The sequence below is a fragment of the Chromobacterium sp. genome (genome assembly GCF_041912965.1).
GTDB lineage: Bacteria > Pseudomonadota > Gammaproteobacteria > Burkholderiales > Chromobacteriaceae > Chromobacterium > Chromobacterium aquaticum.
Window position 1 is genome coordinate 42,769 of sequence record NZ_JAYSGF010000026.1, and the last position, 26,147, is coordinate 68,915.

24 protein-coding genes and 1 pseudogene are annotated in these 26,147 nt (G+C 64.9%); 13 read left to right on the top strand and 12 right to left on the bottom strand.

Annotated elements, in window-relative coordinates; genetic code table 11:
- Positions 1-50: 50 nt before the first annotated feature.
- Positions 51-899, top strand: a complete 849-nt coding sequence (locus ACE3QM_RS14615) for a 5'-nucleotidase, lipoprotein e(P4) family (protein ID WP_374422871.1) — start codon at positions 51-53, stop codon at positions 897-899.
- Positions 900-1,232: 333 nt separating this feature from the next.
- On the top strand, positions 1,233-1,793 hold the full coding sequence (locus tag ACE3QM_RS14620; protein ID WP_374422873.1) for a MarR family winged helix-turn-helix transcriptional regulator: 561 nt from the start codon (positions 1,233-1,235) through the stop codon (positions 1,791-1,793).
- 3 nt (positions 1,794-1,796) lie between these two features.
- On the opposite strand, the gene ACE3QM_RS14625 is transcribed toward ACE3QM_RS14620, so the two are convergent.
- The gene (locus tag ACE3QM_RS14625) at positions 1,797-2,282 is read right to left on the bottom strand and encodes a VOC family protein (protein ID WP_048410432.1); all 486 of its coding nucleotides are present in this window, start codon (positions 2,280-2,282) and stop codon (positions 1,797-1,799) included.
- A gap of 311 nt (positions 2,283-2,593) precedes the next feature.
- On the opposite strand from ACE3QM_RS14625, the gene pgaA reads away from it, so the two are divergent.
- The 4 genes from pgaA to pgaD all read left to right on the top strand — a co-directional run bounded on the left by pgaA (position 2,594) and on the right by pgaD (position 8,837).
- Positions 2,594-5,017: a poly-beta-1,6 N-acetyl-D-glucosamine export porin PgaA gene (pgaA, locus tag ACE3QM_RS14630; protein ID WP_374422875.1), complete on the top strand. Its 2,424-nt coding sequence runs from the start codon at positions 2,594-2,596 to the stop codon at positions 5,015-5,017.
- Positions 5,017-6,972 (top strand): poly-beta-1,6-N-acetyl-D-glucosamine N-deacetylase PgaB, encoded by a 1,956-nt coding sequence (pgaB, locus tag ACE3QM_RS14635; RefSeq protein WP_374422879.1) that lies wholly within the window; start codon positions 5,017-5,019, stop codon positions 6,970-6,972. The genes pgaA and pgaB overlap by 1 nt, the downstream gene beginning before the upstream one ends.
- A gap of 132 nt (positions 6,973-7,104) precedes the next feature.
- A complete protein-coding gene (pgaC, locus tag ACE3QM_RS14640; protein ID WP_374422881.1) occupies positions 7,105-8,352 on the top strand; it encodes a poly-beta-1,6-N-acetyl-D-glucosamine synthase in 1,248 nt (415 codons plus the stop codon).
- Positions 8,349-8,837 carry a poly-beta-1,6-N-acetyl-D-glucosamine biosynthesis protein PgaD gene (gene pgaD, locus ACE3QM_RS14645; RefSeq protein WP_053074430.1) on the top strand — a complete coding sequence of 163 codons (489 nt, stop codon included), beginning with the start codon at positions 8,349-8,351 and terminating at the stop codon, positions 8,835-8,837. Before pgaC ends, pgaD begins: the two co-directional genes overlap by 4 nt.
- Here pgaD and ACE3QM_RS14650 read toward each other — a convergent pair.
- Positions 8,805-9,380, bottom strand: a complete 576-nt coding sequence (locus ACE3QM_RS14650; protein WP_048410428.1) for a YIP1 family protein — start codon at positions 9,378-9,380, stop codon at positions 8,805-8,807. The two genes, pgaD and ACE3QM_RS14650, sit on opposite strands and share 33 nt — an antisense overlap.
- Before the next feature lie 220 nt (positions 9,381-9,600).
- Between ACE3QM_RS14650 and ACE3QM_RS14655 the strand changes: the two genes are divergently transcribed.
- Positions 9,601-10,035 carry a MarR family winged helix-turn-helix transcriptional regulator gene (locus tag ACE3QM_RS14655; RefSeq protein ID WP_048410427.1) on the top strand — a complete coding sequence of 145 codons (435 nt, stop codon included), beginning with the start codon at positions 9,601-9,603 and terminating at the stop codon, positions 10,033-10,035.
- On the opposite strand, the gene ACE3QM_RS14660 is transcribed toward ACE3QM_RS14655, so the two are convergent.
- Both ACE3QM_RS14660 and ACE3QM_RS14665 read right to left on the bottom strand, forming a co-directional pair.
- Positions 10,020-10,775, bottom strand: coding sequence for an ABC transporter substrate-binding protein (locus ACE3QM_RS14660; RefSeq protein ID WP_231465073.1), 756 nt, complete (start codon positions 10,773-10,775; stop codon positions 10,020-10,022). The two genes, ACE3QM_RS14655 and ACE3QM_RS14660, sit on opposite strands and share 16 nt — an antisense overlap.
- 87 nt (positions 10,776-10,862) lie before the next feature.
- Positions 10,863-11,468, bottom strand: a complete 606-nt coding sequence (locus ACE3QM_RS14665) for a LysE family translocator (protein WP_374422885.1) — start codon at positions 11,466-11,468, stop codon at positions 10,863-10,865.
- Positions 11,469-11,570: 102 nt separating this feature from the next.
- Here ACE3QM_RS14665 and ACE3QM_RS14670 point away from each other — a divergent pair, with 102 nt between their 5' ends.
- Positions 11,571-12,461 carry a LysR family transcriptional regulator gene (locus tag ACE3QM_RS14670; protein ID WP_374422888.1) on the top strand — a complete coding sequence of 297 codons (891 nt, stop codon included), beginning with the start codon at positions 11,571-11,573 and terminating at the stop codon, positions 12,459-12,461.
- Positions 12,462-12,479: 18 nt separating this feature from the next.
- Here ACE3QM_RS14670 and ACE3QM_RS14675 read toward each other — a convergent pair whose 3' ends face one another.
- From ACE3QM_RS14675 to rtcR, 4 genes are all read right to left on the bottom strand, one after another.
- Entirely contained in the window at positions 12,480-12,881 is a 402-nt protein-coding gene (locus tag ACE3QM_RS14675) for a hemerythrin domain-containing protein (protein WP_374422889.1), read from the bottom strand.
- Positions 12,878-13,981, bottom strand: coding sequence for a hypothetical protein (locus ACE3QM_RS14680; protein ID WP_374422891.1), 1,104 nt, complete (start codon positions 13,979-13,981; stop codon positions 12,878-12,880). The genes ACE3QM_RS14675 and ACE3QM_RS14680 overlap by 4 nt, the downstream gene beginning before the upstream one ends.
- Positions 13,978-14,310: a metal-sulfur cluster assembly factor gene (locus tag ACE3QM_RS14685; protein WP_048410422.1), complete on the bottom strand. Its 333-nt coding sequence runs from the start codon at positions 14,308-14,310 to the stop codon at positions 13,978-13,980. Before ACE3QM_RS14685 ends, ACE3QM_RS14680 begins: the two co-directional genes overlap by 4 nt.
- Positions 14,311-14,389: 79 nt before the next feature.
- Entirely contained in the window at positions 14,390-15,982 is a 1,593-nt protein-coding gene (gene rtcR, locus ACE3QM_RS14690) for an RNA repair transcriptional activator RtcR (RefSeq protein ID WP_374422894.1), read from the bottom strand.
- Between the two features lie 276 nt (positions 15,983-16,258).
- Between rtcR and ACE3QM_RS14695 the strand changes: the two genes are divergently transcribed.
- From ACE3QM_RS14695 to ACE3QM_RS14705, 3 genes are all read left to right on the top strand, one after another.
- Positions 16,259-17,479 carry an RtcB family protein gene (locus ACE3QM_RS14695; RefSeq protein WP_374422896.1) on the top strand — a complete coding sequence of 407 codons (1,221 nt, stop codon included), beginning with the start codon at positions 16,259-16,261 and terminating at the stop codon, positions 17,477-17,479.
- A gap of 608 nt (positions 17,480-18,087) precedes the next feature.
- Positions 18,088-18,915: a nucleotidyltransferase domain-containing protein gene (locus tag ACE3QM_RS14700; RefSeq protein ID WP_374422898.1), complete on the top strand. Its 828-nt coding sequence runs from the start codon at positions 18,088-18,090 to the stop codon at positions 18,913-18,915.
- A 387-nt stretch (positions 18,916-19,302) separates the two neighbouring features.
- Positions 19,303-19,935, top strand: a complete 633-nt coding sequence (locus ACE3QM_RS14705) for a lytic polysaccharide monooxygenase auxiliary activity family 9 protein (protein ID WP_374422900.1) — start codon at positions 19,303-19,305, stop codon at positions 19,933-19,935.
- Positions 19,936-20,030: 95 nt separating this feature from the next.
- Here the strand turns inward: ACE3QM_RS14705 and prfH are convergent, their stop codons facing one another.
- The 4 genes and pseudogenes from prfH to ACE3QM_RS14725 form a co-directional block, all read right to left on the bottom strand.
- On the bottom strand, positions 20,031-20,648 hold the full coding sequence (prfH, locus tag ACE3QM_RS14710; protein WP_048410491.1) for a peptide chain release factor H: 618 nt from the start codon (positions 20,646-20,648) through the stop codon (positions 20,031-20,033).
- Positions 20,648-21,784 carry an RNA ligase RtcB family protein gene (locus tag ACE3QM_RS14715; RefSeq protein WP_374422903.1) on the bottom strand — a complete coding sequence of 379 codons (1,137 nt, stop codon included), beginning with the start codon at positions 21,782-21,784 and terminating at the stop codon, positions 20,648-20,650. The genes prfH and ACE3QM_RS14715 overlap by 1 nt, the downstream gene beginning before the upstream one ends.
- A gap of 317 nt (positions 21,785-22,101) precedes the next feature.
- Positions 22,102-22,503, bottom strand: a pseudogene (locus ACE3QM_RS14720) (NAD(P)H-dependent oxidoreductase); the annotation flags it as partial.
- 152 nt (positions 22,504-22,655) lie between these two features.
- Positions 22,656-23,018: an NAD(P)H-dependent oxidoreductase gene (locus ACE3QM_RS14725; protein ID WP_374422905.1), complete on the bottom strand. Its 363-nt coding sequence runs from the start codon at positions 23,016-23,018 to the stop codon at positions 22,656-22,658.
- Positions 23,019-23,110: 92 nt separating this feature from the next.
- Between ACE3QM_RS14725 and ACE3QM_RS14730 the strand changes: the two genes are divergently transcribed.
- Together ACE3QM_RS14730 and ACE3QM_RS14735 are read left to right on the top strand one after the other, a co-directional pair.
- Positions 23,111-24,046, top strand: a complete 936-nt coding sequence (locus tag ACE3QM_RS14730; RefSeq protein WP_048410418.1) for a LysR family transcriptional regulator — start codon at positions 23,111-23,113, stop codon at positions 24,044-24,046.
- Between the two features lie 830 nt (positions 24,047-24,876).
- Positions 24,877-25,131, top strand: a complete 255-nt coding sequence (locus tag ACE3QM_RS14735) for a hypothetical protein (protein WP_231464785.1) — start codon at positions 24,877-24,879, stop codon at positions 25,129-25,131.
- Positions 25,132-26,147: the final 1,016 nt, after the last annotated feature.

Genomic DNA, 26,147 nt, shown 5'->3' on the forward strand with positions numbered 1-26,147 from the left:
TTCCGGCATGACTGGAACCTGGACAAGACCAAACGACAAAGGAGATCTGCATGAACAAGCTCAGCCGCGCGGCCATCGCCACCCTGTGTGCGCTCAGCGTGGGACACGGCGCGCAGGCCGCCGAGGCCGACAATCGCAACGGCCCATCCGGCAACGGCGGCAACAATCTGCTGATCGCCGCGGTGGCCTGGAAGCAGACCGCGGCGGAATACCGCGCGCTCTACCATCAGGCTTTCAACCTGGCGCGGATGCGGCTGGATCAGGCGTTGGCCGTGCGCAAGCCCGGCGACAAGCCGCTGGCCGTGATCACCGATATCGACGACACCGTGCTCAACGCCGTCAATTACTGGGGCTATCTGATCCAGCAGGACCGGGATTTCTTCGATGACGCGATCTGGGACAAATGGATTCCGGAAAACAAGCTGACCGCCACGCCCGGCGCGCTGGATTTCTTCAACTACGCCCAATCCCAGGGCGTGGAGGTGTTCTACGTCAGCAGCCGCGACCAGGGCGACAAGACCTATGAATACGCGCTGGGCAATCTGCGAGCCGCCGGTTTTCCCTTCGTCGACGCAAAACACGTGACCATTCTGCGCGACAGCTCCAACAAGGAGCCTCGGCAGCAGGAAATCGCCGCCCAATACAATGTGGTGGCGATGTTGGGCGACAACCTCAACGATTTCCAACGCAAATACTATGTGAAGGATGTGGACGAGCGCGCGCGGCTGATGGAGGAGGACCGCGACTTGTTCGGCCGAAAATTCATCCTGATGCCCAATCCCACCGACGGTCACTGGATGCGCGCGATCTTCGGCGATTCCGAGCCGCCGGCCTCGGACCGCAACCGCGAGATTTTCAAAAAAGCGGCCAGCAAATCCGCCTGGCAGCCTGCGCCGTGAGCGGCGGCTTTCCATTGTTGAACCCAGCAGGGCAATGACGAAAGTCCGGACAGTGCTGTAGAAAAGAGATTCGTCATGATAGGCGCGGCTACGGATCGGCCAGATTCGCGCCGCTTGAACCGGGCGATCCGTCGTTGGCTAGCCGCGCGCGCGGATGCCGGCCAGGCGCCGGGGACGGATTTGCCCGTGTCGGCTTCTGTCTCTATGATAGCCGGCAGGCGGGGCGGCCTTGTATTGAGCCGGTTTGCCGTGCCGTTCCGCCCCATGTGTCCGCGCCCGCCGGCTAGCCGCCTGACGCGGGTTTGATTTCCCTTGCCGTTTTTGCCGTCGCCGATGCCAGCTGATACCGATACCCCCGCCGTCTTGCCCGAAACCTCCGCTAATTCGCTGGAGCCGGCCATCGTCCCGCACCTGCACTTGCTGGCCCACAGCGCCGGCGCCGACGTGGACCAGAACCGCGCCGGCTTGGGCTTGCTGCTGCTGTGGCTGGGGGACGATGTGCTGAGCGCGGTGAACGCGGACTTGCGCACGCACGAGATCACCGAGACCAAGTTGAGCGTGCTGATGTTGTTCTCGCTGCGAGAGATGGGCTGGTGGCAGGGCGGGGCGCTGACGCCGTCGGCGATAGCCGATTATCTGGGCGTGACCCGTTCCACCGTCACCGGCCAGCTGGACTGGCTGGAACGGCGCGGCCTGCTGCAGCGGCAATTGCGCGACGAGGACCGCCGCAGCCTGGAACTCTATCTGACCGAGGCCGGCAGCGCCTTGCTGCAGCAGGCGCTGCCCGGTTTCTGGCGCGCCTGTCAGCGCTTGACCGCGGCGCTGGACGACAGCGAATGCGCGGTGCTACGACCCTTGCTCGCCAAGCTGTGGACGCGCTTGAAAACGGATTGAGCGTCAGTTAGGCGCTGGTGGGCTGGCCTGCGCGCCGGCCGCCGCCAAGGCGTCCGCGCGGGCGCGGTCACTGGCCTTGCAGCGGCAATGGCCGATCTGGTGCAGCTCTATCAGGTGTCCGGCCGGGTCGCGCAGGAACAACTGCGTCAATTCCGGCGCGGCGACGTTGGCTTGCCGCCAGTGGGCGATGCCTTGCCGCAGCAATTCCGTCTCCGCCTGGGCGATGTCCCGCACCGCCAGCGCCACATGATTGTCCACCGGATCCTGATCCGCGCCCTGCGCGTACGGCGACACGCCGTCGTTGCCCAGCAGATGGATCTGGCAGTCGTTGCCCAGGTCCAGGAAAAACCCGGGCACCCCGGGGATGTGCCAGCGGCCGGCGTCGGCGTCCAGGCCCAGCACGTCGCGATAAAACGCGCCCATGGCCTCAACCAGGCTCAGAGGCATGCGCAAGCCATGATGGTGCAATTCCAATACTTCGATAGCCATTAGTTTGCTTCCTTAAGTGGAGGGTGACGATGGAGGCGGCCGCCTTACCTAGATAATACGTTATGCGTATTATAAGTCAAACGTATTTTATTTTGACGACATTGGCAGGGGCAGGCGCGCCGGCAGATGCGATGACGCCGGCTATAGTGAACTATGCCAAAAGAGTAGATGGCTTAGGCTCGGGCTGCTCGGTAAAGTATTTAAAATTATTAATTTAAATAGAAAAATGATTTGCTATCTAATTGAGTGGCTTATACTATTTCTTAAACCACTTGTAACTTGATGTTGGCAGTTGCCAATACGGATCACGCATGACGCGAAATCTATTCGCCAGCCTGGCGGCTGGTTTGTTGCTGGCCGGCGGCGCGGCGGGGGCGGAGCTTCCGCTGTGGAAACAGCCGGAGTACTCGGCGGCCATCGTCCAGGCCCGGGCGGGGCAGACCGCGCCGGCGTTGGCGCTGCTGGAGCGGGAACGCGCGCGCGGACCGCTGCCGGCGCCCTTGCTGGACGATTATCTGACCCTGCTGTGCTGGAGCGGCCGCGGCGCCGAGGCCTTGCGGCTGCTGCCGGGCCACGAGACCGAAATGTCCTTGGATACCTTGACGCGGCTGGCGCGCGCCGCGCGCGACCTGCGCGAAACGGCGACGGCCGAGCGGCTGTACAGGCTGTTGCTGGCGCGCCAGCCATCCGCCGGCTACCGCGCCGGACTGGCGATGGCCCAGTCCGAAGCCGGGCATGGCGCCGAGGCGCTGGCCACCTTGGACGCGGCGCCGGCGGGCACGCCGGCGGATGAACTGGAACTGACGCGCGCGCGCGCCTATGTGCTGCTGCAAGCCGGCGATCTGACCCGGGCGCTGGATTATCTGATCCGCGCCCGCGAGCATTTCCCCGGCGATGCGGAACTGGAACGCAGCTATCTGGGCTGCTTGCTGCGCCTGGGCGCGCCCAGAGAGGCCGCCGGCTTGGCCGCGGACGACACACGGCAGGCGTTGCAGATCGATTTCGACCGCGCGGCGACGCTGAGCCGCTGGGGCCGCATCCAGGAAAACCAGGACAGCGGGCCGGGTCGCCATGCGCAGACCGAGGCCGCGCTGGATTTGAACCGGGCGTTGGCGGCGCGCGCCGGCGTCGCCGGCACGTCGTTTGCCGACCTGGCCGTCGATGATCGCGTGCAAATGCTGCAACAGCGCGGCTGGTCGCAGCAGGCGATCGCGCTGGACCAAGAGCGCGCCGGCCGGGCTTGGTCGCCATACGCGCGCGCCGCGCTGGCGGATGCTTATTTGAATCTGCGCCAGCCGCGGCGCGCGGCCGAGCTATACCGCTCGGCGCTGCGGGACGCGCCGCGGGTGGACGAGGCGCTGGATTGGCGCATCGGCCTGGTATACGCCTTGCTGGAATCCGGACAGTACGCGGCCTGCCGCCAAGAACTGGCGGCCCTGCGCGCGGACACGCCCAGGCTGAAGACCGACCAGGCCTCCGGCCGGCGCGTGTTCAATCCGGATTTCCAGCGCGTGGCCTTGCTGGAAGCGATGGTGAACGCCTACCAGGACGACACCCGCACCGGCTGGCGGCAACTGAACGCGCTGCTGGACGAGGCGCCGTTCAATACCGAACTGCGCCAGAACCAGGGCAGCCTGGCGCTGCTGCGCGGCTGGCCGCGCCAGGCGCGGGGCATGTTCACGCGCTTGAAGGTGGACGAGCCCGACCAGCGCGCCGAAGTGGCCGCCGGCCAGGCCGCCGCGGCGATGGATGTGTTCGAGTTCGATCGCGCCGATCGCCAGCTGGAAAAGCTGCGCGAACTCGATGTCGATACCGGCGAAACGCGCCAACTGCGCCAGCGCGCGCGCAATGAGCGCCGGCCGGAGTTGGTGGTGGACGCCGGCCGCGACTTGAGCGGTGGCCAGGGCGCCGGCGAGCAGAACGCCTGGGAATCGTCGGAACGGCTGTATTCCTCGCCGTTCGGCCACTGGCGGCTGTTCGGCCTGCACCAGATCCAGCGCGCCAGCTATGTGGACGCGGCGATGGCCTCGCGTTTCGAAGTGCTGGGCATGGGCGCGCAATGGCGTGACGAGCGCGGCAGCGGCGAATTCGGCTTTACCGGCCAGATCGCCGGCGGCCGCCGCGCAGGCGGCTTCGCCGGCTATGACTGGACGCCGGACGATTACTGGACGTTGGGCGCGCGCTTTGAACTGAACAGCGCCGACGCGCCCTTGAAAGGCCGTCTCGACGATGTGCGCGGCAACAAGGCGCAATTGAGCCTGCAATACCGCGCCGACGACTACCGCAGCTACGGCCTGCAGGCGGAAACCTTGTCGCTGTCCGACGGCAATCTGCGCCGCGCCGCGTCCGCCAACTGGGAGGAACGCTGGATCAGCGGGCCGCGCTACAAGCTCAACACCATCCTGAGCCTGGCCGCCAGCGGCAACGACAGCGTGGCGTCCGCCCGCTACTTCAACCCGCGCGCCGACGGCGAGGCCTCGGTGACCGCGTTGCAGGAATGGAAGCTGTGGGGCGATTACGACAACACCTGGCATCAACGCCTGGGCCTGACGCTGGGCCGCTACACGCAGCGGGATTACGGCAGCGGCGGGGTCTGGGGCTTGCTGCTGGAGCAGGAATGGCGCTGGAACACCCGCGGCAGCCTGCGTTACGGCTTTACCCGGGTGCGCCATCCCTATGATGGCAAGCCGGACATCGGCAACAAGGTTTATCTCAATCTGGATTGGCGCTTCTGATGAAAACGATACGATGGCTGGCGGCGCTGCTGCTGGCATGCCTGCTGTGGAGCGGCGGCGCGCTGGCCGCCGCCGGCCAATTGATCATTCTGTGTTACCACGAAGTGGGCAAGACCGATGAGGCCGCGTCCGACCCGTTCGCGGTGGATGCCCGCTCGCTGGTGCGGCAGATGGAATGGATGCGGGGGCAGGGCTATAGCTTTGTCAGCCTGCAGCAAGTGCTGGATGATCGCGCCGGCGGCAAGCCGCTGCCGGACAAGGCGGTGCTGCTGACCTTCGACGACGGCTATCGCAGCGTCTACACCAATGTCTATCCGGTGTTGAAGTTGTTCAAGGCGCCGGCGCTGATCGCGCTGGTGGGCAGCTGGCTGCAAGTGCCGGAAGGGCGCCAAGTCAGCTATGGTGATGGCGTGGCGCCGCGCGACAAATTCCTGAGCTGGGCGCAGATCCGCGAAATGCGCGACAGCGGACTGGTGGAAGTGGCCAGCCACAGCTACGCCTCCCACCTGGGCCTGCAAGCCAATCCGCAGGGCAATATGGAACCGGCGCTGACCACGCGCGTTTTCCGCGCCAACGGCTATGAAAGCGAACCGGCCTATCTGGCGCGCATCCGCGACGATCTGCGCCGCAACAGCGCGCTGCTCAAGGCGCAGCTGGGCCAGGCGCCGCGCGCCATGGTATGGCCCTATGGCAGTTACTCCCTGGAAGCGGCGCGGGTGGCGGAGCAGGAAGGCATGCCGGTGACCATGAGCCTGGACGCCGGCATCAACGGCCGCGGCACCGCGCTGTCCTCGCTGCGGCGCGTGCTGCTGGACGCCAATATGAACCTGGCCGACCTGGCCTATCAGTTCAAACAGCTGAACGGCTGGCCGGAAGGCATACGCCCCGAGCCCAGCCGCATCATGCACGTGGACCTCGACTATATCTATGACCCCAACCCCAAGCGCCAGGACGAAAACCTGGGCCGGCTGCTGGACCGGGTCAAGGCCATGGGCGCGTCTACCGTCTATCTGCAAGCCTTCGCCGATCCGGACGGCGACGGCGTGGCGCGGGCGCTGTATTTCCCCAACCGCCATCTGCCGATGCGTTCCGATCTGTTCAACCGCGCCGCCTGGCAATTGCAGACCCGGGCCAATGTCAGGGTCTACGCCTGGATGCCGCTGCTGGGCTTCGCCTTGCCGGCCGGCCATCCGCTGGCCAAGGAGAAGGTGCTGGCGTTGAGCGCCGGCGGCCAGCTCAAGCAGCAAGGCTATGCGCGCCTGAGTCCGTATTCGCAGCCGGCGCGCCAGCTGATCCGCGACCTTTATGAAGACCTGGCGCGCAGCTCGCGTTTCAACGGCCTGCTGTTCCACGACGACGCCACCCTGTCCGATTTCGAAGACGCCGGGCCGGCGGCGGAGCGGGCGCGCCTAAGCCAGGGCCTGGCCGCCAAGGTGGCCGATGTGCGCGCCGATCCGGCGCAAATGGAGCGCTGGACCCGTGGCAAGACCGAACTGCTGGACGATTTCAGTCTGGAACTGGCCGCCGTGGTGCGCCGCTATCAGCCGGCGCTGCGCACCGCGCGCAATCTGTACGCGGAAGTGGTGCTGAATCCTGAATCGGAAGCCTGGTTCGCTCAGTCCTTCGACAGCGCGCTGCGCTACTATGACCGGGTGGCGGTGATGGCCATGCCCTATATGGAAAACGCCACCGATCCCAAGGCCTGGATGCGGCGCTTGTTCGACAAGGTGGCGGCCAAGCCCGGCGCGCTGGAGAAAACCGTGTTCGAACTGCAAGCCACCGACTGGCGTGTGCGCAAGCCGATTCCCACCGCGGAAATGGCGGCCACCGTGCGCGAACTCAACACCCTGGGCGCGCGCCACATCGCCTATTACCCGGACGATCTGTTCCAAGACCAGCCGCGGCTGAAGGAATTCCGGCGCGTGTTTTCCATGACCGGGCAGCCGGAGCAGTAAAGCGCCGCAAGGCAGGCATAAGCCAGCGCCTGGGCGGGACTGCTCCGGGCGGCTGGGAAGTCGGGCGCCGCGCCGCAGAGCGCGCCGCCGCGTAGACATGAAGAGCTGTGTTAAGGGGCAAGGAGATTTGTTGTGGACCACGCGTTGACGCTACTGCTGGCGTACGCCTTTTTCTATCCGCTGTTCATGGCCTATCTGTGGATGGTGGGGGCGGTGCATTACTACTTTCATTACGAGCGAAAAGACCCGCCGCTGAACCAGCCGCCGGAGCTGGACTACCCGCCCCTGAGCGTGGTGGTGCCTTGCTACAACGAGGAAGACAATGTGCGCGAAACGCTGGCCTATGCGCTGGCGCTGGATTACCCGGAATTCGAGGTCATCGCCGTCAATGACGGCAGCCGCGACGCCACCGGCGCCATCCTCGACGAAATGGCGGCCGAGCACCCGCGGCTGCGCGTGGTGCACCAGGCCACCAACCAGGGCAAGGCGGTGGGGCTCAACACCGCGCTGGCGCTGTCGCGCCACGAATACCTGCTGTGCATAGACGGCGACGCGCTGCTGGACCCGTATGCGGCCAAATGGCTGATGCGCCATTTCCTGACCTCGCCGCGCGTGGGCGCGGTCACCGGCAATCCGCGCATCCGCAACCGCACCACCTTGTTCGGGCGGCTGCAAGTGGGCGAGTTCACCGCCATCATCGGCCTGATCAAGCGCGCGCAGCGCACTTACGGCCGGCTGTTCACCGTCTCCGGCGTCATCACCGCCTTCCGCAAGACCGCGGTCTACCAGGCCGGCTACTGGAGCGAGGACATGCTGACCGAGGACATCGACATCAGCTGGAAGATCCAGCTCAAGCACTGGAGCGTGCGCTTCGAGCCGCGCGCGCTGGTGTGGATACTGATGCCGGAAACCCTGCGCGGACTGTGGAAGCAGCGGCTGCGCTGGGCCAAGGGTGGCACCCAGGCGCTGATGCGCAATGCCTGGGTGCTGCGCACCTGGCGGCACCGCCACATGTGGCCGGTGTACTCCGAGTACTTCCTCAGCGTGGTGTGGTCCTACACCATGGCCGGCATCATCGTGTACTGGCTGCTGAGCCTGTTCTTCAGCGCCTGGCTGACCGGGGTGGCCTCGCCCTTCGTGCCCGGCTGGCACGGCCTGATCTTGGGCGGCACCTGCATGCTGCAGTTCGCCATCAGCAAGATGATGGACAGCCAGTACGATGCCGACCTCGGCAAGAACTACTACTGGATGGTGTGGTATCCGCTGGCCTATTGGTTGCTGAACATCGGCACCACGGTGGTGGCCTTCCCGCAGGCGGTGTTCCGCAAGAAGGGCAAGCGCGCGCGCTGGGTCAGCCCGGACCGGGGGGTGCGCGCATGAGACGGCCGGGAGAAGGCCTGATCATCCAGGCCGCGCACAATATGAGCGCACTGCAGCGCCTGCTGTCCTGGCTGCTGACCTTGTTGTGGTGGCTGCTGTGGCTTTATCTGTGGCTGCCGGCGGTGGCTTTCGCCTGCTATCTGATCTGGGGGCGCGAGGTGCTGCCGGTTTCCATTCGCGCGCTGGACGCGCCGGCGCATCTGACCCTGCTGAGTGAGTACGGTCTGTTCATCGCGCTGTTCGGCTTGTGCCTGGTTCTGTGGTCACGCGTCAATTACTGGCGTTTTTCCGGCAAGCAGCAGCGCAGCCGCATCCCCGACGTCACGCTGGAAGCCCTGGCTGCGGACCTGGGCGTGCCCCCGGCCGAGCTATGCAACGGCCGGGCGGCCAAGGTGGCGGTGGTGCATCACTGCGAGGAGGGCGGCATCGCCCACATCGAAACGGTGACGCCGTTACCAACCGCCGAACAAGGGCAGCAGCACTAAGGCCAGCAACAAGGCCCAGGCGGCACCGCCGGCGCACAGCGCACTATAGGCGAAATGCTGCGACTCCACTTCCTCCTCCAGCCCCAGGATGGCCGGCAGGCCGTGGTAGAGCAGGGCGAAGGACGCTGCCAGGCCCAGCAAGGCGCCCAGCAGATTGAAGGCCAGGTCCGGCGCCAGCAAGGCCAGGCTGGACAGCCACAGCGGCACCGCCGCGCCAGCCGCCAGCAGAAAGCAGGCATCGAAACCGGCGCTCAGCTTGTGGCTGGCGGCCAGGGTTTGCAGCACCCAGGCCATCAACGGCACCGTGGCCAGTTCGACGACGAAGAACAGCGCGGCGGCGATGAGCCAGCGTTCCATCCCCGCGGCGGGCGCGTAAAGCGGGCCATGGGCCAGGCCGGCGTAGCAGATCATCAGCGCCGGCAGCAGCGAGAACGGCAGTACCAGCTTCAGCATCATGCTGCGCGGCGACGGCGCATGCCCGCGCAACTCATCCCAGCCGATATGGCTGGAGAACAGCATTTTCGGATAGTGGCTCAGTTTCACGACAACGCTCCTTCAAGAATGGGTTGGACTGGCGGGTGGGGCTTGAAACCTGTTGACGACCCCTTGCGCGTCGCGGACGGGTGGCTTCGCCGAGTCGATCCGCGAAATACGCAATAATGTCTGCGCATTCCGCGTTTCCGGCTGTTTTACCCTGATTCACAAGATCGCAAGCGGACTCTCATACTCTCAATATGTATCATGATGTGATATAAATTCAAGCATGAACCCCTTTTCAGACTCTCCCATCCTGAGCAAGGCGGATTTCGAGCGCCTGTCCGAGTTCCGCCATCAACTGCGCGTGTTCCTGCGCTTCAGCGAGGACGCCTGCCGCGGCCATGGTCTGACCCCGCTGCAATACCAGCTGCTCTTGCACGTGCAGGGCTATCCGGGCCGTGACTGGGCCACGGTGGGAGAACTGGCGGAACGGCTGCAATCCCACCACCATGGCGTGGTGGCGCTGGCCAGCCGCTGCGAGGAACTGGGCCTGGTGCAGCGCCGGCCCGGTCGCGAGGACCGGCGTCAGGTGGAAATCCACCTGACCGAGGCCGGGCGCAATCAGGCGCAGGCGCTGGCCGGCCTGCACCGCGACGAAATCCGCCTGCTGAGCGACAAGCTGGCGCCGCCGGGCTTCGAGCCGGATCAGTCCTCCAGATAGCGGCGGCGGATCTGCTGCAGCCGGCCATCGGCGGTGATGCGGTTCAAGGCCTTCTGCAGGCGCTGCACCCGCTCCGGCGGCGTGGCGGCGTTGAAGGCGAACCAGTACTGGCCGGTGCCGTCCAGCAACCGGGCGGGCGCCACCGTGCGCTGCGGCAGCTTCAGCGCCTGCAACTGCCAGTGCATCGCCCAGTCCAGCATCGCCACCAGATCGATGCGGTCCAGCAACAGCTTGCGCAGATTGGCCGCGTCGTCCTGGCCGGCGTCCAGCTGACCGTCACGCATCAGGCCCTGCGCCGCCAATTGATTGAAGGCGGCGGAGCCGGCCAGCGCGCCGACGCGGTAGCGCCGCAAATCGTCGTTCGCGCGCAAGCGGATGTCGCGGCGCGTCGCCAGCCGGTATAGATAGACGCGGCGCGGTCCTATCGGCCCCACCCACTGGAACTGCGCCTCCCGCTCCGGCGTGCGCACCACGGTGAACAACAGCGCGTTGGGCGATTTCTGCACCGCGGCGTAGGCGCGCAGCCAGGGCTGCGCTTCAATGCTGAGGCTGAGCCCGGCTTCCTGCGCCGCCAGGCGCAGCACCTCGGTGGAATAGCCGCTGATCTTGCCCTTGTCCACATAGTTCAGCGGCGGCACGTCCTCGGTGTAGGCATGGATGTCGACCGCCGCCGCGCTCAGCGCCCAGCACGCGCCGAGCGCCGCCAGCAGCGGGCGGATGATTGTCCCCGGAATGACCATTTTTTGTCCGTTATGCGTGATGGCTCACAGCATGGCAGTTTGCCAGACAAAATCGCGGTATTGATGACAAATGGGGCAGGGGCGCGTTCAGCGCAGCGCCAGCGCGGCTCCCAGCCCGATCAGCGCGCAGCCTATGAAGCGGTTGAGCCCGCGCTGCCAGCGCAGCATCCCGGCGTGCAGCCGCGGCTGGGTGAACAGCACGGCCACCAGCGCGAACCAGGCCAGGTGGGCGGTGGAAATGAACAGGCCGTAAGCGAAGCGCAGCGCCGGCGGCGTGTCCGCGTTCACCGCCTGACTGAACAGGCTGAGCACGAATAGCGAGGTCTTGGGGTTGAGCGCATTGCACAACAGGCCGGCGCGCAGCGCCTGCCAGGCGCTTTGCCGGCCGTGCGCCGTAGCCGGGCCGCCGGCCAGCGGCGGCTGGATGAAGGTGCGGTAGCCGATATAGAGCAGATAGCCGGCGCCCAGCAGCTTGAAGCCGGCCAGCAGCCACGGCGTGCGGCTGAGCAGCAGGCTCAGGCCCAGCAGCGCGCACAGCACGTGGAATTGCACGCCCAGCGCGATGCCGCAGGCGCCCAGCACGCCGTGGCCGCGCCCGTATTGCAGGCTGTTGCGGGTGATGACGGCGAAATCGGCGCCGGGGCTGATCACGGCGAGCAGGGTGAGCACGGCAACGGTGAGGAGTTCATTCATCGCGACAAGACTTTCAGGGTGGAAACGAGGTCGATTGTCGCGGGCTTGGCGCGTGGCCAAAATCGATTTATTGTCAGCGCATTGAGTGAGGAAATATCACAGATGAGCTATCGCATTCCCGCCTTGAACGCCGTTCGCGTGTTTGAAGCCGCCGCGCGCCACGGCAGTTTCGTCAAGGCCGCCGCTGAACTATGCGTGACCCACGGCGCGGTCAGCCGCCAGGTCAGGCAATTGGAGGAAGGCCTGGGCGTGGCCTTGTTCGAGCGGCGCAACCGGGCGGTCTTCCTCACCGCGGCTGGCGAAAGCTTTTACCACAGCTGCGCCGAGGCGCTGCGGTTGCTGGAGCAGGGCGCGGCCCGCGCGCGGCGGCAGGCGGACGCGCCGCTGCGCCTGTCCTGCGAGCCCACCATTGCGATGCGCTGGCTGATACCGCGGCTGCCGGCCTTTCAGGCCGAGCATCCCGGCATTGAGCTGCTGCTGTCCGCCGCCGGTGGGAAAGTTGATTTTTCCTCACAGAGAATCGACTTGGCCCTGCGCCGCGACGACAGTGGTTGGGGCCTGGGCGACCATGTGGCGGCAGTGGCGCGCGAATGCGTGGGGCCAGTGTGCGCGCCGGCGCGGCTGGGCGCGGCCGGCGGTGATTGGCGCGAGCTGCCCCTGCTGCACGCGGACAGCAGGCCGGAAGCCTGGAGCCGCTGGCTGACGGCGCAGGGAGAGATGGCCCGCGCCGAGGCCGGCCGCTTCGAACATTTCTATCTCAGCCTGCAAGTGGCCGAGGCCGGGCTGGGGCAGGCCATCGCCTCGGTCTATATGGCGGCGGACGCCTTGGCATTGGGCCAGCTGACGGCGCCGGCCGGCTTCCGCGCCGACGGCTCCAGCTATGTGCTGTTGTCGCCACGGCCGTTTGAAGGCGACACGCGCCGGCAGGCGGTGCTGGACTGGCTGCGCCGGCAGATGGCGCTGGATCTGGCGCGCAACGGCTGCGCCGATTGAGAGCCCGCGGCCGGACTGTCAGTCGGCGCTGTCGATGGCGGGCAGGCCGGCCTGGCAGCGTTCGAACAGCTCGCGCTCCTCGAAGCGCACATGTGCTTCCAGCAACTCGGCGAAGCGCGCCAGCGTCGTCGCGTCCGGCGCCGCCAGCTCGGCGCTCAGCGCGCGCAGCCGGCGGTGCTCGTCCAATGCCCTGATGGCCAGCGCGGCGTGTTCGCTTTGCGCCAGCCGTGGAAACAGCATGGTTTCTTCTTCGATGAAATGCCGCTCCAGCGCGTCGGCGCTCCAGGCTTGCAGTTCGGCGGCCAGGCGGGCCTGCCGCTCCGGCTCGCCGCTGGCGGCGGCCAAGCGCGCCTGACGCGCCATTTTCAGCGCCTGGTGATGTTCGCGGGACAGTTCCAGCAAGGCGGGGTGTCGCTTCATGACGAGGGTTCTTTCAGAGATCGGGACGTCGGCGCGCGGCCGCGGCGCAGGCTGGCCAGCAGCAGGGCGACAAAGGCCAGCACTGTCAACGCGTTCAGCAGGCCGGCCGCGCTGCGCCAGGCGAAGCGGCCGTCCAGCATGCCGCCCAGCCGCAGCAGCAAGGACAGATGCAGGGCCGCCAGCGGCGCGTAGAACGCCGGGCTATAGGGCAGCTTCAGCCGCGTCAGCGCCGGGATGATGATGGGAGCGTGGCCGAACACCATGGAAAACACGAAGCCCAGACCCAGCGCGTGCAAGGCCGCGTCGCGCCAGGGGTGGCCGGGCAGCAGCGCGCCGGCCAGGCCGAGCGCGCCGGCGACGGCCAGCCAGCCATAGCCGCAGAGCAGGGCTATGGCGATGTAGCGGGTCAGCCCGCGCTGGCGCGCATTGCGGCGGGCGATGTCATGGCGCAGCAGCCAGGCGGCCAGCGCCAGCAGCGCCGCCGCGTACAGGCGCAAGCCGGCGTCCGGCAGCCACAGGCTCAGGGCGGCGGCGGCGCACAGCGCCAAGGCCGCCAGCGCGAAGCCGTGCCGCGCCGACGCGGACAGCGGCAGCAACCGGGTCAGCTCCAGCCGCTCGCCGGCAATGGTCAGCACCAGGAAGGCCAGCCACCAGGGAATCGCCGGCTGCGCATCGCCGCCCAGCAGCCAGGCCAGATTGCCCAGCAGCCAGCACAGCGCGGCGGCGGCCAGCGTCGCGGTGAAGGCGGCGGGCTGCCGCCGCCATACCAACAGGCTGCCGGCCAGCAGCATGGCGGCCGCCAGCGTCAGCAACAACGGGGCCGCGGCCGGCGGCAGGCCGGCGATCAGGCTCAGGCCGGCCAATCCGGCTCCGGCCGGCGCCAGCAGCGCCCAGTTCCGCTTCAGCGCCACCGCGCGCTCCAGGCTGATCACGCAGCCGAAGAAGGCGCCTATCATCAAGGCCGCGTGCTGGCCGGCCAGCGCCGCCGCATAAGCCGGCGTGGTCCAGCCCAGGCGCGCCAGGCCGGCCAGCGCGCCGCTGAACAGGGCCAGCGCCGCCAGGGCCAGCCAAGGCAGCCGCAGCGCCTGCGCCGGGCTCATGCCTGCCAGCCGAAGTGACGGCGGCTGTCCTCGCTCATCCGTTCCGGCGACCAGGCCGGCTCCCATACCAGATTGACATGGATGCGGCGCTGCGGCGGCAGGCCATGGGTGAGCGCGAACTCCACCTCGTCCAGAATCATCTCGCCCATCGGGCAGGCGGGCGAGGTCATGGTCATGTCGATCAGCAGCTGTTCCGGCTGCGGCTCGATGCGGTAGACCAGGCCGAGATCGATGATGTTGACGCCGATTTCAGGGTCTATGACCTGGCGCAGCAAGCTGCGCGCCAAGTCCACTTCTTGTTGCTGTTCAGGTGAGAGCGGGTCCGACATGGTGGTCGCCTTTTTAAGGTATATATTTTCTACACCTTATGGATGCTACGCCGCTGGCGGAGGCCGGGCAATAGGTCGTTCAGCCTAAATCACGGTGCTGCGTCTGTTCCCAATCCAGCCCAAAGCGCGCCAGGTATTTGCGCAGCCGATCCGCGTCGTTAGGCTGGGCCTTGAGCTGGCGCGAGGCCGCGAACAGCTTGCGGCCCGCCTCGGACAGAGTGGCGGACTCGGCGCACACGCGCAGCACGCCTTCCAGCTGCATGCGGTCGAACAGATCCAGCCGCGCCAGCCGTTCCGGGTCCAGCAACGCCGGTGTTTGTTCCGGCATGGAATCTTGCCAGCCGTGGCGCAGCCGCGCGATCTCCTCGGCCACGCCGTCCTCGTCGATGCGGCCGGCGTCGGCCAGCGTCGCCATCCGCGTCACCGATGCCGACAGCTCGCGGAAATTGCCCTGCCAGCGCGCCTGCGGCGCGGCGGCGAAGGCGAGGTAGGCGCGGCGCGCCTCGGCGTTGAAGCGAGCGCGACGGCCGGATTGCTCGGCATGGCGCGCCAGCTCGAATTCCAGATTGGGCTCGACGTCCTCGCGGCGTTCGGCCAGGCCGGGCAGTTCGAAACTCCATAGATTGATGCGAGCGTACAGGTCCTCGCGGAAGCGGCCGTCGCGCACCCATTGGCGCAGATCGCGCACCGTGCCGCAGATCAGCTGGAAATCGCTGCCGGTCTCGCGGTCGCCGCCAAAGGGGAAAAAGCGCTTCTCCTCTATGGCCTTGAGCAGCATCGCCTGCTCGTCCAAGCCCAGTTCGCCGATTTCGTCCAGGAACAGCATGCCGCCGTCGGCGCCGCGCAGCAGGCCGGCGCGCTCGGCGTGCGCGCCGGTGAACGCGCCTTTCACATGGCCGAACAGCGCCGACATCGCGCTATCGCCGCGCAAGGTGGCGCAATTGACCTCGACGAAGGCGCCGTCCAGCTGGCGGCGCGCCTTCTTCAACTGGTACAGCCGGCGCGCCAGCTGGCTCTTGCCGGCGCCGGTGGGGCCGCTGAGCAGGATGGGCGCGTCGGAGCGCGTCGCCACCCGCTCGATCTGTTCGATCATGCGGTTGAAGCGCGGATTGCGGGTGGCGATGCCGGCCTTGAGGAAGGACACCGTATCGTCGCTCTCGCGTTGAAAGCGCTGTGCGATCTGGTCATAGCGCGACAGGTCCAGGTCGATGACGCTGGTCTCGCCGGCCAGGCGCTCGCCCTGGCGCGACGGCGAGCTTTGCAGCAGCCGCGCCGGCAAATGGCGGGACTCGGCGAGCAGGAACCAGCAGATTTGCGCCACATGGGTGCCGGTGGTGATGTGGACCAGGTAGTCCTCGCGCTCGGTGTCGAAGGGATAGCGCGCGGCGAAATCGTGCAGCGTCGCGTACATTTCCTCGAAATCCCACGGGTCTTGCAGATTGACCGCGTGCAGCCTCACCTCGGTGTCCGGCGACACCGCGGCGATATCCTCGGCGGTCAGCTGCGCCAGTCTCAAGTGGTGGTTGTCGTGCAGCAGCTCCAGCCGCCGCAGCGGCATCTGCGGCTGGGCGCAAATACCCACGCTGGGCCGCCATTTCTTCCAGCGTTCGGCGCCGTGACCGCGCCGGTCCAGCACCGTGCCCAGGAATCCTATCGCTACCGTATCGCGCATGGCTTATCTTTTTGGATAAATGACTAGATTATAATATCGCAAAATAAGCGGTCCATTCCAGATGGGTCGCGAGCGGTTTGTGGTGAATTTGGTTTTTATTATTAAATATCAATGGCTTGACGGTTTTATTTTTCGGAGTCTAAGCGCTGGCACGCTTCTGGCTATATGAATGGAGGAGGGAGTGGGAGCATCGGCATGGGCCGGTGTTTCCGTCCCCGGGGCGATTCAGCGGCAGCGGCCCGGCTGCTCAAACCTAAACAAGAAAGAAAACAAACCGTGAACCAATATCAAACTCTGCAAGCGCCCAATGGCGCAGCTATCAAAATGTGGACGCAAGGCGTGCCGGTGGAAGAAGCCGCCCGCGCTCAGCTGCTGCAAACCGCGCAACTGCCCTTCATCTACAAACACCTGGCGGTGATGCCGGACGTGCATCTGGGCAAGGGCTCCACCATAGGCAGCGTGATTCCCACCCGCGGCGCCATCATCCCGGCGGCGGTGGGCGTGGACATAGGCTGCGGCATGATGGCGGCGCGCACCTCGCTGCGGGCGGCGGACCTGCCGGATCAGCTGGGCGGCCTGCGCAGCGCCATCGAAGCCGCGGTGCCGCATGGCCGCAGTTCCACCCGCTCCGGCCGCGACAAGGGCGCCTGGGGCCGGCCGCCGGCCAGCGTGGACCAGGCCTGGGCGCGGCTGCTGCCGGGCTTCGAGGCCATCGTCGCCAAATACCCCAAGCTGGCGAAAACCAATAACCATACCCATCTGGGTACGCTGGGCACCGGCAATCACTTCGTCGAGGTCTGTCTGGACCAGGAGGACCGGGTCTGGTTCATGCTGCACTCCGGCTCGCGCGGCGTCGGCAACGCCATCGGCAACCTGTTCATCGAACTGGCCCAGGCCGATATGCGCCAGCACATCGCCAATCTGCCGCACCGTGAACTGGCTTACTTCGAAGAAGGCAGCCGCCATTTCGACGACTACGTGGAAGCGGTGGGCTGGGCGCAGGACTATGCGCGCCAGAACCGCCTGCTGATGATGCGCCACGTGGTGGACGCCGCGCGCACGGTGATCGCCAAGCCTTTCGACGCCGAAGTGGAAGCGGTGAACTGCCACCACAACTATGTGCAGCGCGAAACCCACTTTGGCCAAGAGGTGCTGGTGACGCGCAAGGGCGCGGTGGCCGCGCACAAGGGCCAACTGGGCATCATCCCTGGCTCCATGGGCGCCAAGAGCTTCATCGTGCGCGGCCTGGGCAATGAGGACGCCTTCTGCTCCTGCAGCCATGGCGCCGGCCGCACCATGAGCCGGACCGAGGCCAAGCGCCGCTTCGACATCGAAGACCAGCGCCGGGCCACCGCCCATGTGGAATGCCGCAAGGACGTCGGCGTGATCGACGAGATCCCTATGGCCTACAAGGACATCGACGCGGTGATGGCGGCCCAGTCCAGCTTGGTGGAGGTGGTGCACACCCTGCGTCAGATCGTCTGCGTCAAAGGCTGAGGCTAGCGATGGTTGACGCCATGGCCGGCGCAAGCCGCTCCAGGCGAGGGCGTGACGGCGCAAGCCGCGCGCCTTGTCGGCCTGGCGCGGCCGACCACGGTTCAAGGCCGACTCATTAGTCTTGTGCGAAGCTGCAACGCCTGCGCCGCGAGCGACCGCCAGTCGCGTCGCCCGTGTCAGGGTTGGGAAGCGGGCGTTAAGCCGTCGGCTTCGCCTAGAACCTGTTTACGATCTGCTGCGCGTTGGCGGGATGGATAGAAATGGGCGTTGAAACCAAGCTCAAAATGCTCATGTACCACGTGTAGATTCCGCTTTTTCGCTGGTTTTCGCCTTGTCTCGCCTTAGCTCGCGAGATTGTAAACAGGTTCTTATAGAACCTGTTCAATGTCTGCCGCGCGTCGTGAGATGTGACACGGTGGGCGCGCCTTCGGAATGCTCAATGTGCCGCCTGCGCATCCCGCTTCCGCAGGCGCTGCCGCCTGGTCTTGTTCGGGGCCGCGATAGCATGGATAGGCGTCTGAAAATCAAGTATCTGTCGCCGGCATGTCCGCCGGGGTCTCCTTGTCTCTGGCCCTGGCCCTGGCCCTGCTGGCGCTCTGGAGACAGACATGCACGAATTTTTATTTCAACACCCGCTGGACGACGCCATGCGCGCGCGGGTGCTGCGCAAACTGGACGCACTGGAGCGGCGACACCGGGTGAGGGTGTTGTACGCCTGCGAATCCGGCAGCCGCGCCTGGGGCTTTCCCTCGCCGGACAGCGATTACGATGTGCGTTTTATCTATGTGCACGAGCCAGAGTGGTATTTACGGGTGATGCCGCAGCGCGATGTGATCGAACAGCCGATCAGCGACGCTCTGGACCTCAGCGGCTGGGAGCTGCGCAAGGCGCTGCGCCTGTTGCACGACTCCAACCCGGCGCTGAGCGAATGGCTGCAATCGCCGCTGGTCTATCGCGCCGATCCACAGGCGCTGCGGCTGCTGCGCGCGCTGGCGCCGGAATTCCGCTCGGAGCGCAAATGCCGCTGGCACTACCTGGCCATGGCGCGCAAGGTGGCCAACACCTATCTGCGTGGCGATCAGGTTCAGCCCAAGAAGTATCTGTACGCGCTGCGCGCCTTGTTGGCGGTGGCCTGGTTGGACGCCGGGCGCGGCATGCCGCCGCTGCGCTTCGCCGAGCTGGCCGCCGCCGGCATAGAAGACGCGGAACTGGCCGCCGACATCAACCGGCTGCTGGCGGCCAAGCTATCCGGCGCTGAAACGCTGGCGGGGCCGCGCCGGCCACGTATCGACGCCTTCATTCAGGAGCGGCTGGAGCAGTGCGTGCCGGAGCCGCCGCCGTTGGCGCTGCCAGCCGGGGATGGCGCGCGGCTGGATCAGGTGCTGTGGCGGCTGGCCAGGCCCTTAGACCAATCGCCGCAACGGGTGTCCAGCTGAAAGGACAGCAATATTTATCCAGATGGAATAATAAGATGACCGGGTCGGCGGTACGGCGTCAATGCCGGCCGCTGGCCCTTTATCACTTAAATAGAGCCTGTTCCACGGCCCGCGCGCCAGGGCGAAATCAGCGAAAGAAATAGAATGCCCATACGCTATATGAGCATTCCGCCGCCGTTTTCAGCATGGCATTCCCGCGGCGCGGCGGACTGTGAAGCGGCTCTCAGAACGTGTTTATGATCTCGCGAGCTAAGGCGAGACAAGGCGTTGCGGCTGAGAAAGCGGAATGTACAAGTGGTACATGAGCATTTCGAAGCTGTGCTCACCGCGTCACGTTTCACGACGCGCAGCAGATCGTAAACAGGTTCTTCAACCGGGGGTATCGTGATGAGCTTCTCTAATGTCCAATCCAGGCCGGGCCAGCAGCCGCGCCATGGCCAAGTATTCAAGCCGGAATCGCGTGGCCAGTTCTGCGTGGATGGCGTCAACGCCCAATGCCCGCTGCAAAGCTGGCATGTCAACGGCCTGGAAAGCGGCAAATTCTTCCCCGCCGCCGTGGGTGGCCTGCGCGATCCGCTGGCGCCGGACGATGTGGCCAATGTGGCGCCGCCGGCGGACGGCAAGATCGCCAGCGCCGGCCAGGCTTTCGCCGCGGTGCTGGACGAACAGAGCGCCGAGCGTTGGCACAAACACCCGGTCAAGCCCGGCCAGAGCCTGGACTTTCAATGGAGCTATCACGCCATCCACCTGACCCGGCGCTGGAACTACTTCATCACCAAGCCGGACTGGAACCCGAACCAGCCGCTGAGCCGCGCCCAGTTCGAGGCCGAACCGTTCCACAAGGTGGAGCTGACCGCCCAACCCTATTGGTCGCACAACGACGCGCTGACACCGCCGGATCCCTCCATTCACCAAGTCAGGCTGCCGGAGCGCAAGGGCTACCACGTGGTGCTGGCGGTATGGGAAGTGGCCGACACCGGCAATGCCTTCTACCAAGTGATCGATTTCGACTTCGGTTGAGCCGGCGGCCGGAATGAAAAAACCGCCCGCCGCGCGGCCGGAATACCAGGCCGTGACGACGGGCGGTTTGACTGAGTGCGCGAGGCAGGAACGGCTTAAGTCATTGCCTCGAAACGCTCGCCCACGAACACCCGGCAGGGATTGCCGCGCGCCACCTGATGATGCAGCAAGCGTCGCGCCGCGCGCGCGCCGGCCGCGTCCCGCTCCGCCAGTTGCTCCAGCTTCAGCGCGATCAGGCGCAGCGCCAGCCGCTTATTGGCGTGCTGGCTGCGCTCCGATTGCACCTTGACGCTGATGCCGCTGGCGATATGCGTGGCGCGCACCGCTGATTCCGTACGGTTGACGTGCTGGCCGCCGGGGCCGGACGCGCGCAGGGTTTCGAAGCGGATTTCCCCGGCCAGTTCTGCGGCCGGCTCCGGGCAGCGCGCCACGCCGATGAACCAGTTCTTGCGCGGATGGCGCGGCCGGTACGGGCTGGCGGCGCGCCATTGCAACGTGCCTATCCATCGCGCCGCCAGCGCCTCGGCGGCTTCGCCCTCCAGGGCCAGCAAGGCCGAGCGCAAGGTGCCGGCTCGCGGGCCGTCTTCCTGCTCCAGTAGTGTCAGCCGCAGGCCATGCGCCTCGGCTTCCGCCTGCACGCGCGCCAGCGCCTTGGCCACTGCCAGGCAGCACTCTTCCGGCCCTTGGGCGGCGGAGATTTGCAGCAGAATCATCAGCAGCACTCCCCGCGGGTTTTATAGGTGAGCACCGGCGCCAGCCGCGCCAGCGGCCGCACCAGGCCGGCCTGGACCAGGGTGTCGACAATGCTGTCCACCGGCTTGTAAGCCTCCGGCGCCTCCTCGTAGATCAACTGCCTATCCTGGCAGATCACCTGGCCGCCCAGGCGGGTGCGCGCCAGCTGCGCCGGGCTGAAACGCCGCGACAGCCGGTCCTTGCACTCGCTGCGCATCCATTTGCGGCCGGCGCCGTGCGCCAGCGACAACAGGCTCAGCTCGCTGGGCAGCGGCTCCACCAGATAAGTGAAATCCCCGCGCGAACCGGGAATCGCCACCAAGCCGGCGTCCGCCGGCGTGGCGCCCTTGCGGTGCAGCCAGCCGTCGACGCCGCCGATGCGCGCCGGCGACACCAGATTGTGATTGACGTCCAGCAGCGCTTCGCCGTCGGCGCGCAGCCGCTCCAGCATGCGCCGCGCAATCAGCAGCCGGTTGGCCTCGGCGAAGCGCAGGCCGGCATCGTGACGCGCCAGGTAGGCGGCGCAGTCCGCGCTGTCCTCCAACAGGCCGGCGTGGCCGTGGCGGTCCACCTGCTCGCGCAGAATGGCCTGGCCCAGGCCGCGAGAGCCGCTATGCACCAGCAGCAACAGCCGCTTGGGGTCCAACGCCAGCGCGGCGCCGCGTTCGGTGTCGTAAATCCGGTCCACGCGTTGCAGCTCGGCGAAGTGATTGCCGCCGCCTATGGTGCCCAGCGCGCTGTCGAAACCGCTGGCCGGCAGCGCCAGCGCCGCCACCCGTTCGCGCCAGTCCTCGTCCAGCGGGCCGTCCAGATTGCCCAGCCGTTTGTCCAGCTTGTCCGCGCTCAATTTGCCGACGGCGAGATCCGTGCGCCACAGCGCCATGCCGCAGCCGATGTCGCCGCCGATCAAGGCCGGGTAGACATGGCCGACGGCGAAGAAAGCCGCGCCCACCGGATAGCCGCGGCCGGGGTGCAGGTCCGGCATGCCGGCCACGCGGGCCATGCCCGGCAGCGCGGCGCTAGTGTGAAGTTGCTGGATCGCGGCGCCCTCGATCCAGGTGTCGTCCGAGGCCAGCAGTGTGACGGTCTCGGACAGGGTTTGCATGCAATTGCCCATGAAAAATTCCATCCCTCCGGAGAACGGCGGCGGCATGGCGCGACGAGCGCGCAGGCGCAATGCGGTCCTGAGCCGGAGGGTTCAGTAAAACGGTATTGAATGAAATGCGTTGGCTAGGGCAGAGCCGGGGCCGGAGGCCATTCGACGCGCGCGGCGGCAATGCCGGGCGTGGGGGAATCGATCAAGCTTGGGCGCGCTCTGCCAGGAAGGATGCTGTATGCCGCATGATGGTCTCCTTGGCTGCGTGATGGAAGAAAGGCCGGCATCGTAACGCAGAAACCGCGGCGATGCAATACGCATGCGCCGCGGCCTCGCCGTCAGCCGGCGATATGCGCGTCCAGTCCCTCGGCTCCGGCCGCCACCTGCGCGTCCAGCGTATGGCCATCCGGATAATCGTCGCTGTTCTGGCGGCGGAACGGAATCGGCGTCTCGTCGAACACGCCAAGCAGTCTTTGCCGCCAGGCGTCCTTGGCCGCGTCCAGCTCCGCGCCGGCGAGACGGTTGGCGTCGTACACCGCATGGGTGGGCAGCACCGCCATGCCGGGGTAGAACAGGCAGCCGTGTGTCACTGGAAACAACAGTTGCTCCAGCGGCCCGTTGATGCCGCGCGGGCCGTAGTCCCGCGCCGGTCCGCCCACCATGGTGGCCAGCATCGCGCGCTTGCCGCTCAGCGCGCCATCGCCGTAGCGCCAGCGATTACCCTCGTTGCGGTAGCCATAGGCGAAGCCGTAAAAACCTGTTTACGATCTTGCGAGCTAAGGCGAGACAAGGCGAAAACGGCTGAAGAAGCGGAATGTACATGTTGTACATGAGCATTCTGAAGACGTTTTCAACGCCGTATCGCCAACGCGCAGCTGATCGTAAACAGGTTTTAAGCGTAGACTCGGTCAATCCAACCTTTATGCAAGGCGGGCAAGCCGTACCACCACAGCGGAAACAGCATGATCACCAAATCCGCCGCCAGCAGCTTTTGCTGTTCGGCCGCCACATCGGCGCTTTGCCGGCCGCTGGCGTAAGCGTGTTGGGATTCGGAGATCAGGAACAGCCGCTGCGGATTGAGCCGGTCCGGGAAATCCCGCGCATCGGCGCCGGCTTTCCAGCTCATTGCGTAGAGGTCGGACTCCATCACGACATGGCCTTGCTGTTGCAAGCTCTGCCGCGCCAGCGCGGCGAACTGGGCGGTGAGCGAGTTGGGGTCCGGGTGGGCGTGGATGATCAGGGCTTGTCGGTTCATGCGGCCTCCAGTGGGCAAGAGTGGAAAGCCGCAGTCTGACGCGCGGTCAACTATCCGTGAAATCACGGTTTTTATTGCTTACTATTCATCAGATGGATACCAAACGACTCGACCTCAATCTACTGGTGACGCTGGAAGCCTTGCTGGTGGAACAGAACGTGACCCGCGCGGCCGCGCGGCTGAGCCTGAGCCAGCCGGCGGTGAGCGCGCAATTGAACCGCCTGCGCGAGTTGTTTGACGACCCGCTGCTGGTGGCCGTCCACCGCGGCATGTATCCCACGGCCAAGGCGCTGGAACTGTTCGAGCCCTTGCGCAAGGCGCTGAACGAAGTGCGCGCCACCGTGGCCGGGCATCAGGATTTCGAACCGGCCAGCGCCGAGCTGACCGTGTCCATCGCCTGCACCGATTACCTGCAAGCCGCGCTGCTGATCCCGCTGGCGCGGGAACTGCGCAAAAGCGCGCCCGGCGTGCGGGTGGCGGTGCGCGCGCTGGACTTGCACCGGCTGGAAGCGCAACTGGAGCAGGGCGATCTGGACCTGGCGCTGCTGACCCCGCCGGCGGCCCCGTCCAAGCTGAACAGCTGCCGGCTGTTCGACGAACACTATGTGCTGATTGGCCGCCGTGATCACCCAAGCTTGAAAGAAGGGCTGAGCGTGGAAGAATACGCGGCGCTGGACCACGTCATCGTGTCCTTGGACGGCAACGGCTTCTTCACCCCGGTGGACCGCACGCTGGCGGCGCTGGGCCTGCGCCGCAACGTGGCTTTGTCCGCCGCGTCCTTCCTGTTTGTGCCGGAAATGGTGGCGCAGTCCGACTTTGTCGCGCTGGTGCCGCAGCGCCTGGTGCAAGAACGCGGCGACGCGCTGAAGCAAGTGGAGTTTCCGCTGCCCACCGAAAGCTTCGAAGTGGGCATGGCCTGGCACGACCGCACCCAGCAGCATCCCGGCCATCGCTGGATGCGGGATTTCATCGTCACCCTGGTCAATGCCCAGGCAGGGTCGGCGGCTGACGCGGTGCCGTTGTCCTAGCGGGTTTAGCGCTGGCGCGAGTGCTTGAGTCGGCGCGCGTTGAAACCGGAGTCTGGAGGGTGTTTACGATCTTGCTAGGTTGAGAAAGCGAGGCACTCCGATTTCGAAGCGGCGCTTGTGGAAGGCTTCACGACGCGCCGCGGAGCGTAAACAGCTCCTCTCTGGCTCTGAGCTTCACGTCACAACCCACCGCTTTTCCCTTCCTGTCCTTGGCGCTATTGAGCGCGCACCTCATTGATGCCATGCGTTTATTCTGCTGGCGAGACCTCCATGCACGCTTTTGATTTGCCGAATCCAACGATTCAGAATTATGAGGGTGCTGGCTAATTTATCGTATTTTCTCTTCATGCTCTTATTTAGGGGGCGTGTGAGTCAATTGATCTTATTTTAGTTTGTCACGCCATCTTGTCATTTTCATGGCGAATCAATTTATTAAATAGGGTGTTGATATGATATGGGGGTTTTGTTCTCGTGGCTTAGCTTCGCTATATGGATTACTGTACTTGTTAACAGTTATTTTTCTGTGTTGTCTGGTGTAGCTTAATACACAAATGAAACGCGGCAGTATCGATGAGGAGAGAGAATGCTGGGTTTCATTTTGGTGGATGTGCCTAAACGGGAAAGACTGCGCTGCAGCACAGTACTGAGCACGGCTTTTCATGCCCATCTGGTTTACCTTGCCATGGTAATCGAGGCTTGATAATCATCCATTTTTTTCAACCAGGTCTGTTTGGACTTTAAAGCTTGTATTGTAATATTTATTGGCTTGTATGGTGATGGGGTAAACATTCCGTAATTTAAATTATTCATTTAATTGAAAGGGAGTTGCTATGAAAAAAGCACTATCAATTATTTTACTGTCCGCATTGTTCCAGATGAGCTACGCGGCTACCGCTCCAAACGCTGCGGATGGCAAGCAGGTGGATACGCCTCCAGTGGTGTCGGCTTCTGATTTGTTGAAGCAGCCGCAATCAAGGGGGCGCTATGGCGATGATCACGATAGGTGGCTGGAAGAAGAGTGCCTGCGTCACACCTGCCAGTGCCGCGGCACCAAGTATCCACCTGGAGCTTGCAGCTCTTTGTAGCGTAAGAAAGTGAACTCTAATTAAAGACTAATGGGCCATGTGTCGGCGCAGAGTGTCGGCATATGGCTCCAAGCCGGTATTCAGGCGAAAATACGTGAGTTCTTTATTGGAGATAAGTGCTTGGCCGCCATTTTGATGAGGGTGTCTCTGCAGGTTCTCCTCCATTTTTGCAAGGAGTTGGCCATATTGTTTAATGCTCGATCAGCATTCTAGTTTATGCAAGCATTGCTTGGCATGCTTCCAGTTTCACTCTTGTTTTGCTTTTTTTGAATGCTATTTTGGTGATCGGGTTTAATTGTAATGCCCATTGGCATTGCCTGGCGATTGGATAGACACTCCGTAACTTAAACTATGCATTTAATTGCAAGGGAGTAGTTATGAAAAAAGCGCTATCAATCATTTTACTGTCCGCATTGTTCCAGATGAGCTACGCGGCTACCGCTCCAAACGCTGCCGATGGCAAGCAGGTGGATACGCCTCCAGTGGTGTCGGCTTCAGACTTGCAGAAGAAGTCAACAGCGCGTTCCGCTGATGATCACGATCAGTGGTTGGTCGAAGAGTGCCTACGTCAGTCTTGCATGTGCCGTGGTATCGACTATCCCCCTGGAGAGTGCAGCCCAAACTGGAATTAATCGGGCAGCCTGATGCTTGAAACCTCAAAGTGAATAGAGCCGTATGCCGGCGTAAGCGCGGGCCTGCGGCTCTTTGCTGGAACAATTGCATGGCTCGGTCCTGATTTGTCATCCCCAGAGCGCAAACAAGCTTGCAATACCGCACCGCCATGCCGATGCGCTGTTCTCCGTCGCCGCTGGCCAGCGATCCCAAGACGAACTCACCGCGCCGGATGCCGCCGGCTTGACTCTCCCTGTGCACTCGCCAACAATAGCCCCCGCGCCGCAGCAATCGCGGCGCTCGGGATTGGTCTCCCGATAATGAATGCTTGTTGCGGATGCGCTGTTTCCACAGCGTATCCGTTGCCATTGCTTTGCCTATTCGGGCGGGCCGTGGCAAGTGGC

Excerpts from the sequence above, each read along its gene's own strand:
- ACE3QM_RS14615 (WP_374422871.1), top strand. The coding sequence starts at position 51 with ATGAACAAGCTCAGCCGCGCGGCCATCGCCACCCTGTGTGCGCTCAGC.
- ACE3QM_RS14620 (WP_374422873.1), top strand. The coding sequence starts at position 1,233 with ATGCCAGCTGATACCGATACCCCCGCCGTCTTGCCCGAAACCTCCGCT.
- ACE3QM_RS14625 (WP_048410432.1), bottom strand. The coding sequence starts at position 2,282 with ATGGCTATCGAAGTATTGGAATTGCACCATCATGGCTTGCGCATGCCT.
- pgaA (WP_374422875.1), top strand. The coding sequence starts at position 2,594 with ATGACGCGAAATCTATTCGCCAGCCTGGCGGCTGGTTTGTTGCTGGCC.
- pgaB (WP_374422879.1), top strand. The coding sequence starts at position 5,017 with ATGAAAACGATACGATGGCTGGCGGCGCTGCTGCTGGCATGCCTGCTG.
- pgaD (WP_053074430.1), top strand. The coding sequence starts at position 8,349 with ATGAGACGGCCGGGAGAAGGCCTGATCATCCAGGCCGCGCACAATATG.
- ACE3QM_RS14655 (WP_048410427.1), top strand. The coding sequence starts at position 9,601 with ATGAACCCCTTTTCAGACTCTCCCATCCTGAGCAAGGCGGATTTCGAG.
- ACE3QM_RS14660 (WP_231465073.1), bottom strand. The coding sequence starts at position 10,775 with ATGGTCATTCCGGGGACAATCATCCGCCCGCTGCTGGCGGCGCTCGGC.
- ACE3QM_RS14665 (WP_374422885.1), bottom strand. The coding sequence starts at position 11,468 with ATGAATGAACTCCTCACCGTTGCCGTGCTCACCCTGCTCGCCGTGATC.
- ACE3QM_RS14670 (WP_374422888.1), top strand. The coding sequence starts at position 11,571 with ATGAGCTATCGCATTCCCGCCTTGAACGCCGTTCGCGTGTTTGAAGCC.
- ACE3QM_RS14675 (WP_374422889.1), bottom strand. The coding sequence starts at position 12,881 with ATGAAGCGACACCCCGCCTTGCTGGAACTGTCCCGCGAACATCACCAG.
- ACE3QM_RS14680 (WP_374422891.1), bottom strand. The coding sequence starts at position 13,981 with ATGAGCCCGGCGCAGGCGCTGCGGCTGCCTTGGCTGGCCCTGGCGGCG.
- ACE3QM_RS14685 (WP_048410422.1), bottom strand. The coding sequence starts at position 14,310 with ATGTCGGACCCGCTCTCACCTGAACAGCAACAAGAAGTGGACTTGGCG.
- rtcR (WP_374422894.1), bottom strand. The coding sequence starts at position 15,982 with ATGCGCGATACGGTAGCGATAGGATTCCTGGGCACGGTGCTGGACCGG.
- ACE3QM_RS14700 (WP_374422898.1), top strand. The coding sequence starts at position 18,088 with ATGCACGAATTTTTATTTCAACACCCGCTGGACGACGCCATGCGCGCG.
- ACE3QM_RS14705 (WP_374422900.1), top strand. The coding sequence starts at position 19,303 with ATGAGCTTCTCTAATGTCCAATCCAGGCCGGGCCAGCAGCCGCGCCAT.
- prfH (WP_048410491.1), bottom strand. The coding sequence starts at position 20,648 with ATGATTCTGCTGCAAATCTCCGCCGCCCAAGGGCCGGAAGAGTGCTGC.
- ACE3QM_RS14715 (WP_374422903.1), bottom strand. The coding sequence starts at position 21,784 with ATGGGCAATTGCATGCAAACCCTGTCCGAGACCGTCACACTGCTGGCC.
- ACE3QM_RS14725 (WP_374422905.1), bottom strand. The coding sequence starts at position 23,018 with ATGAACCGACAAGCCCTGATCATCCACGCCCACCCGGACCCCAACTCG.
- ACE3QM_RS14730 (WP_048410418.1), top strand. The coding sequence starts at position 23,111 with ATGGATACCAAACGACTCGACCTCAATCTACTGGTGACGCTGGAAGCC.
- ACE3QM_RS14735 (WP_231464785.1), top strand. The coding sequence starts at position 24,877 with ATGAAAAAAGCACTATCAATTATTTTACTGTCCGCATTGTTCCAGATG.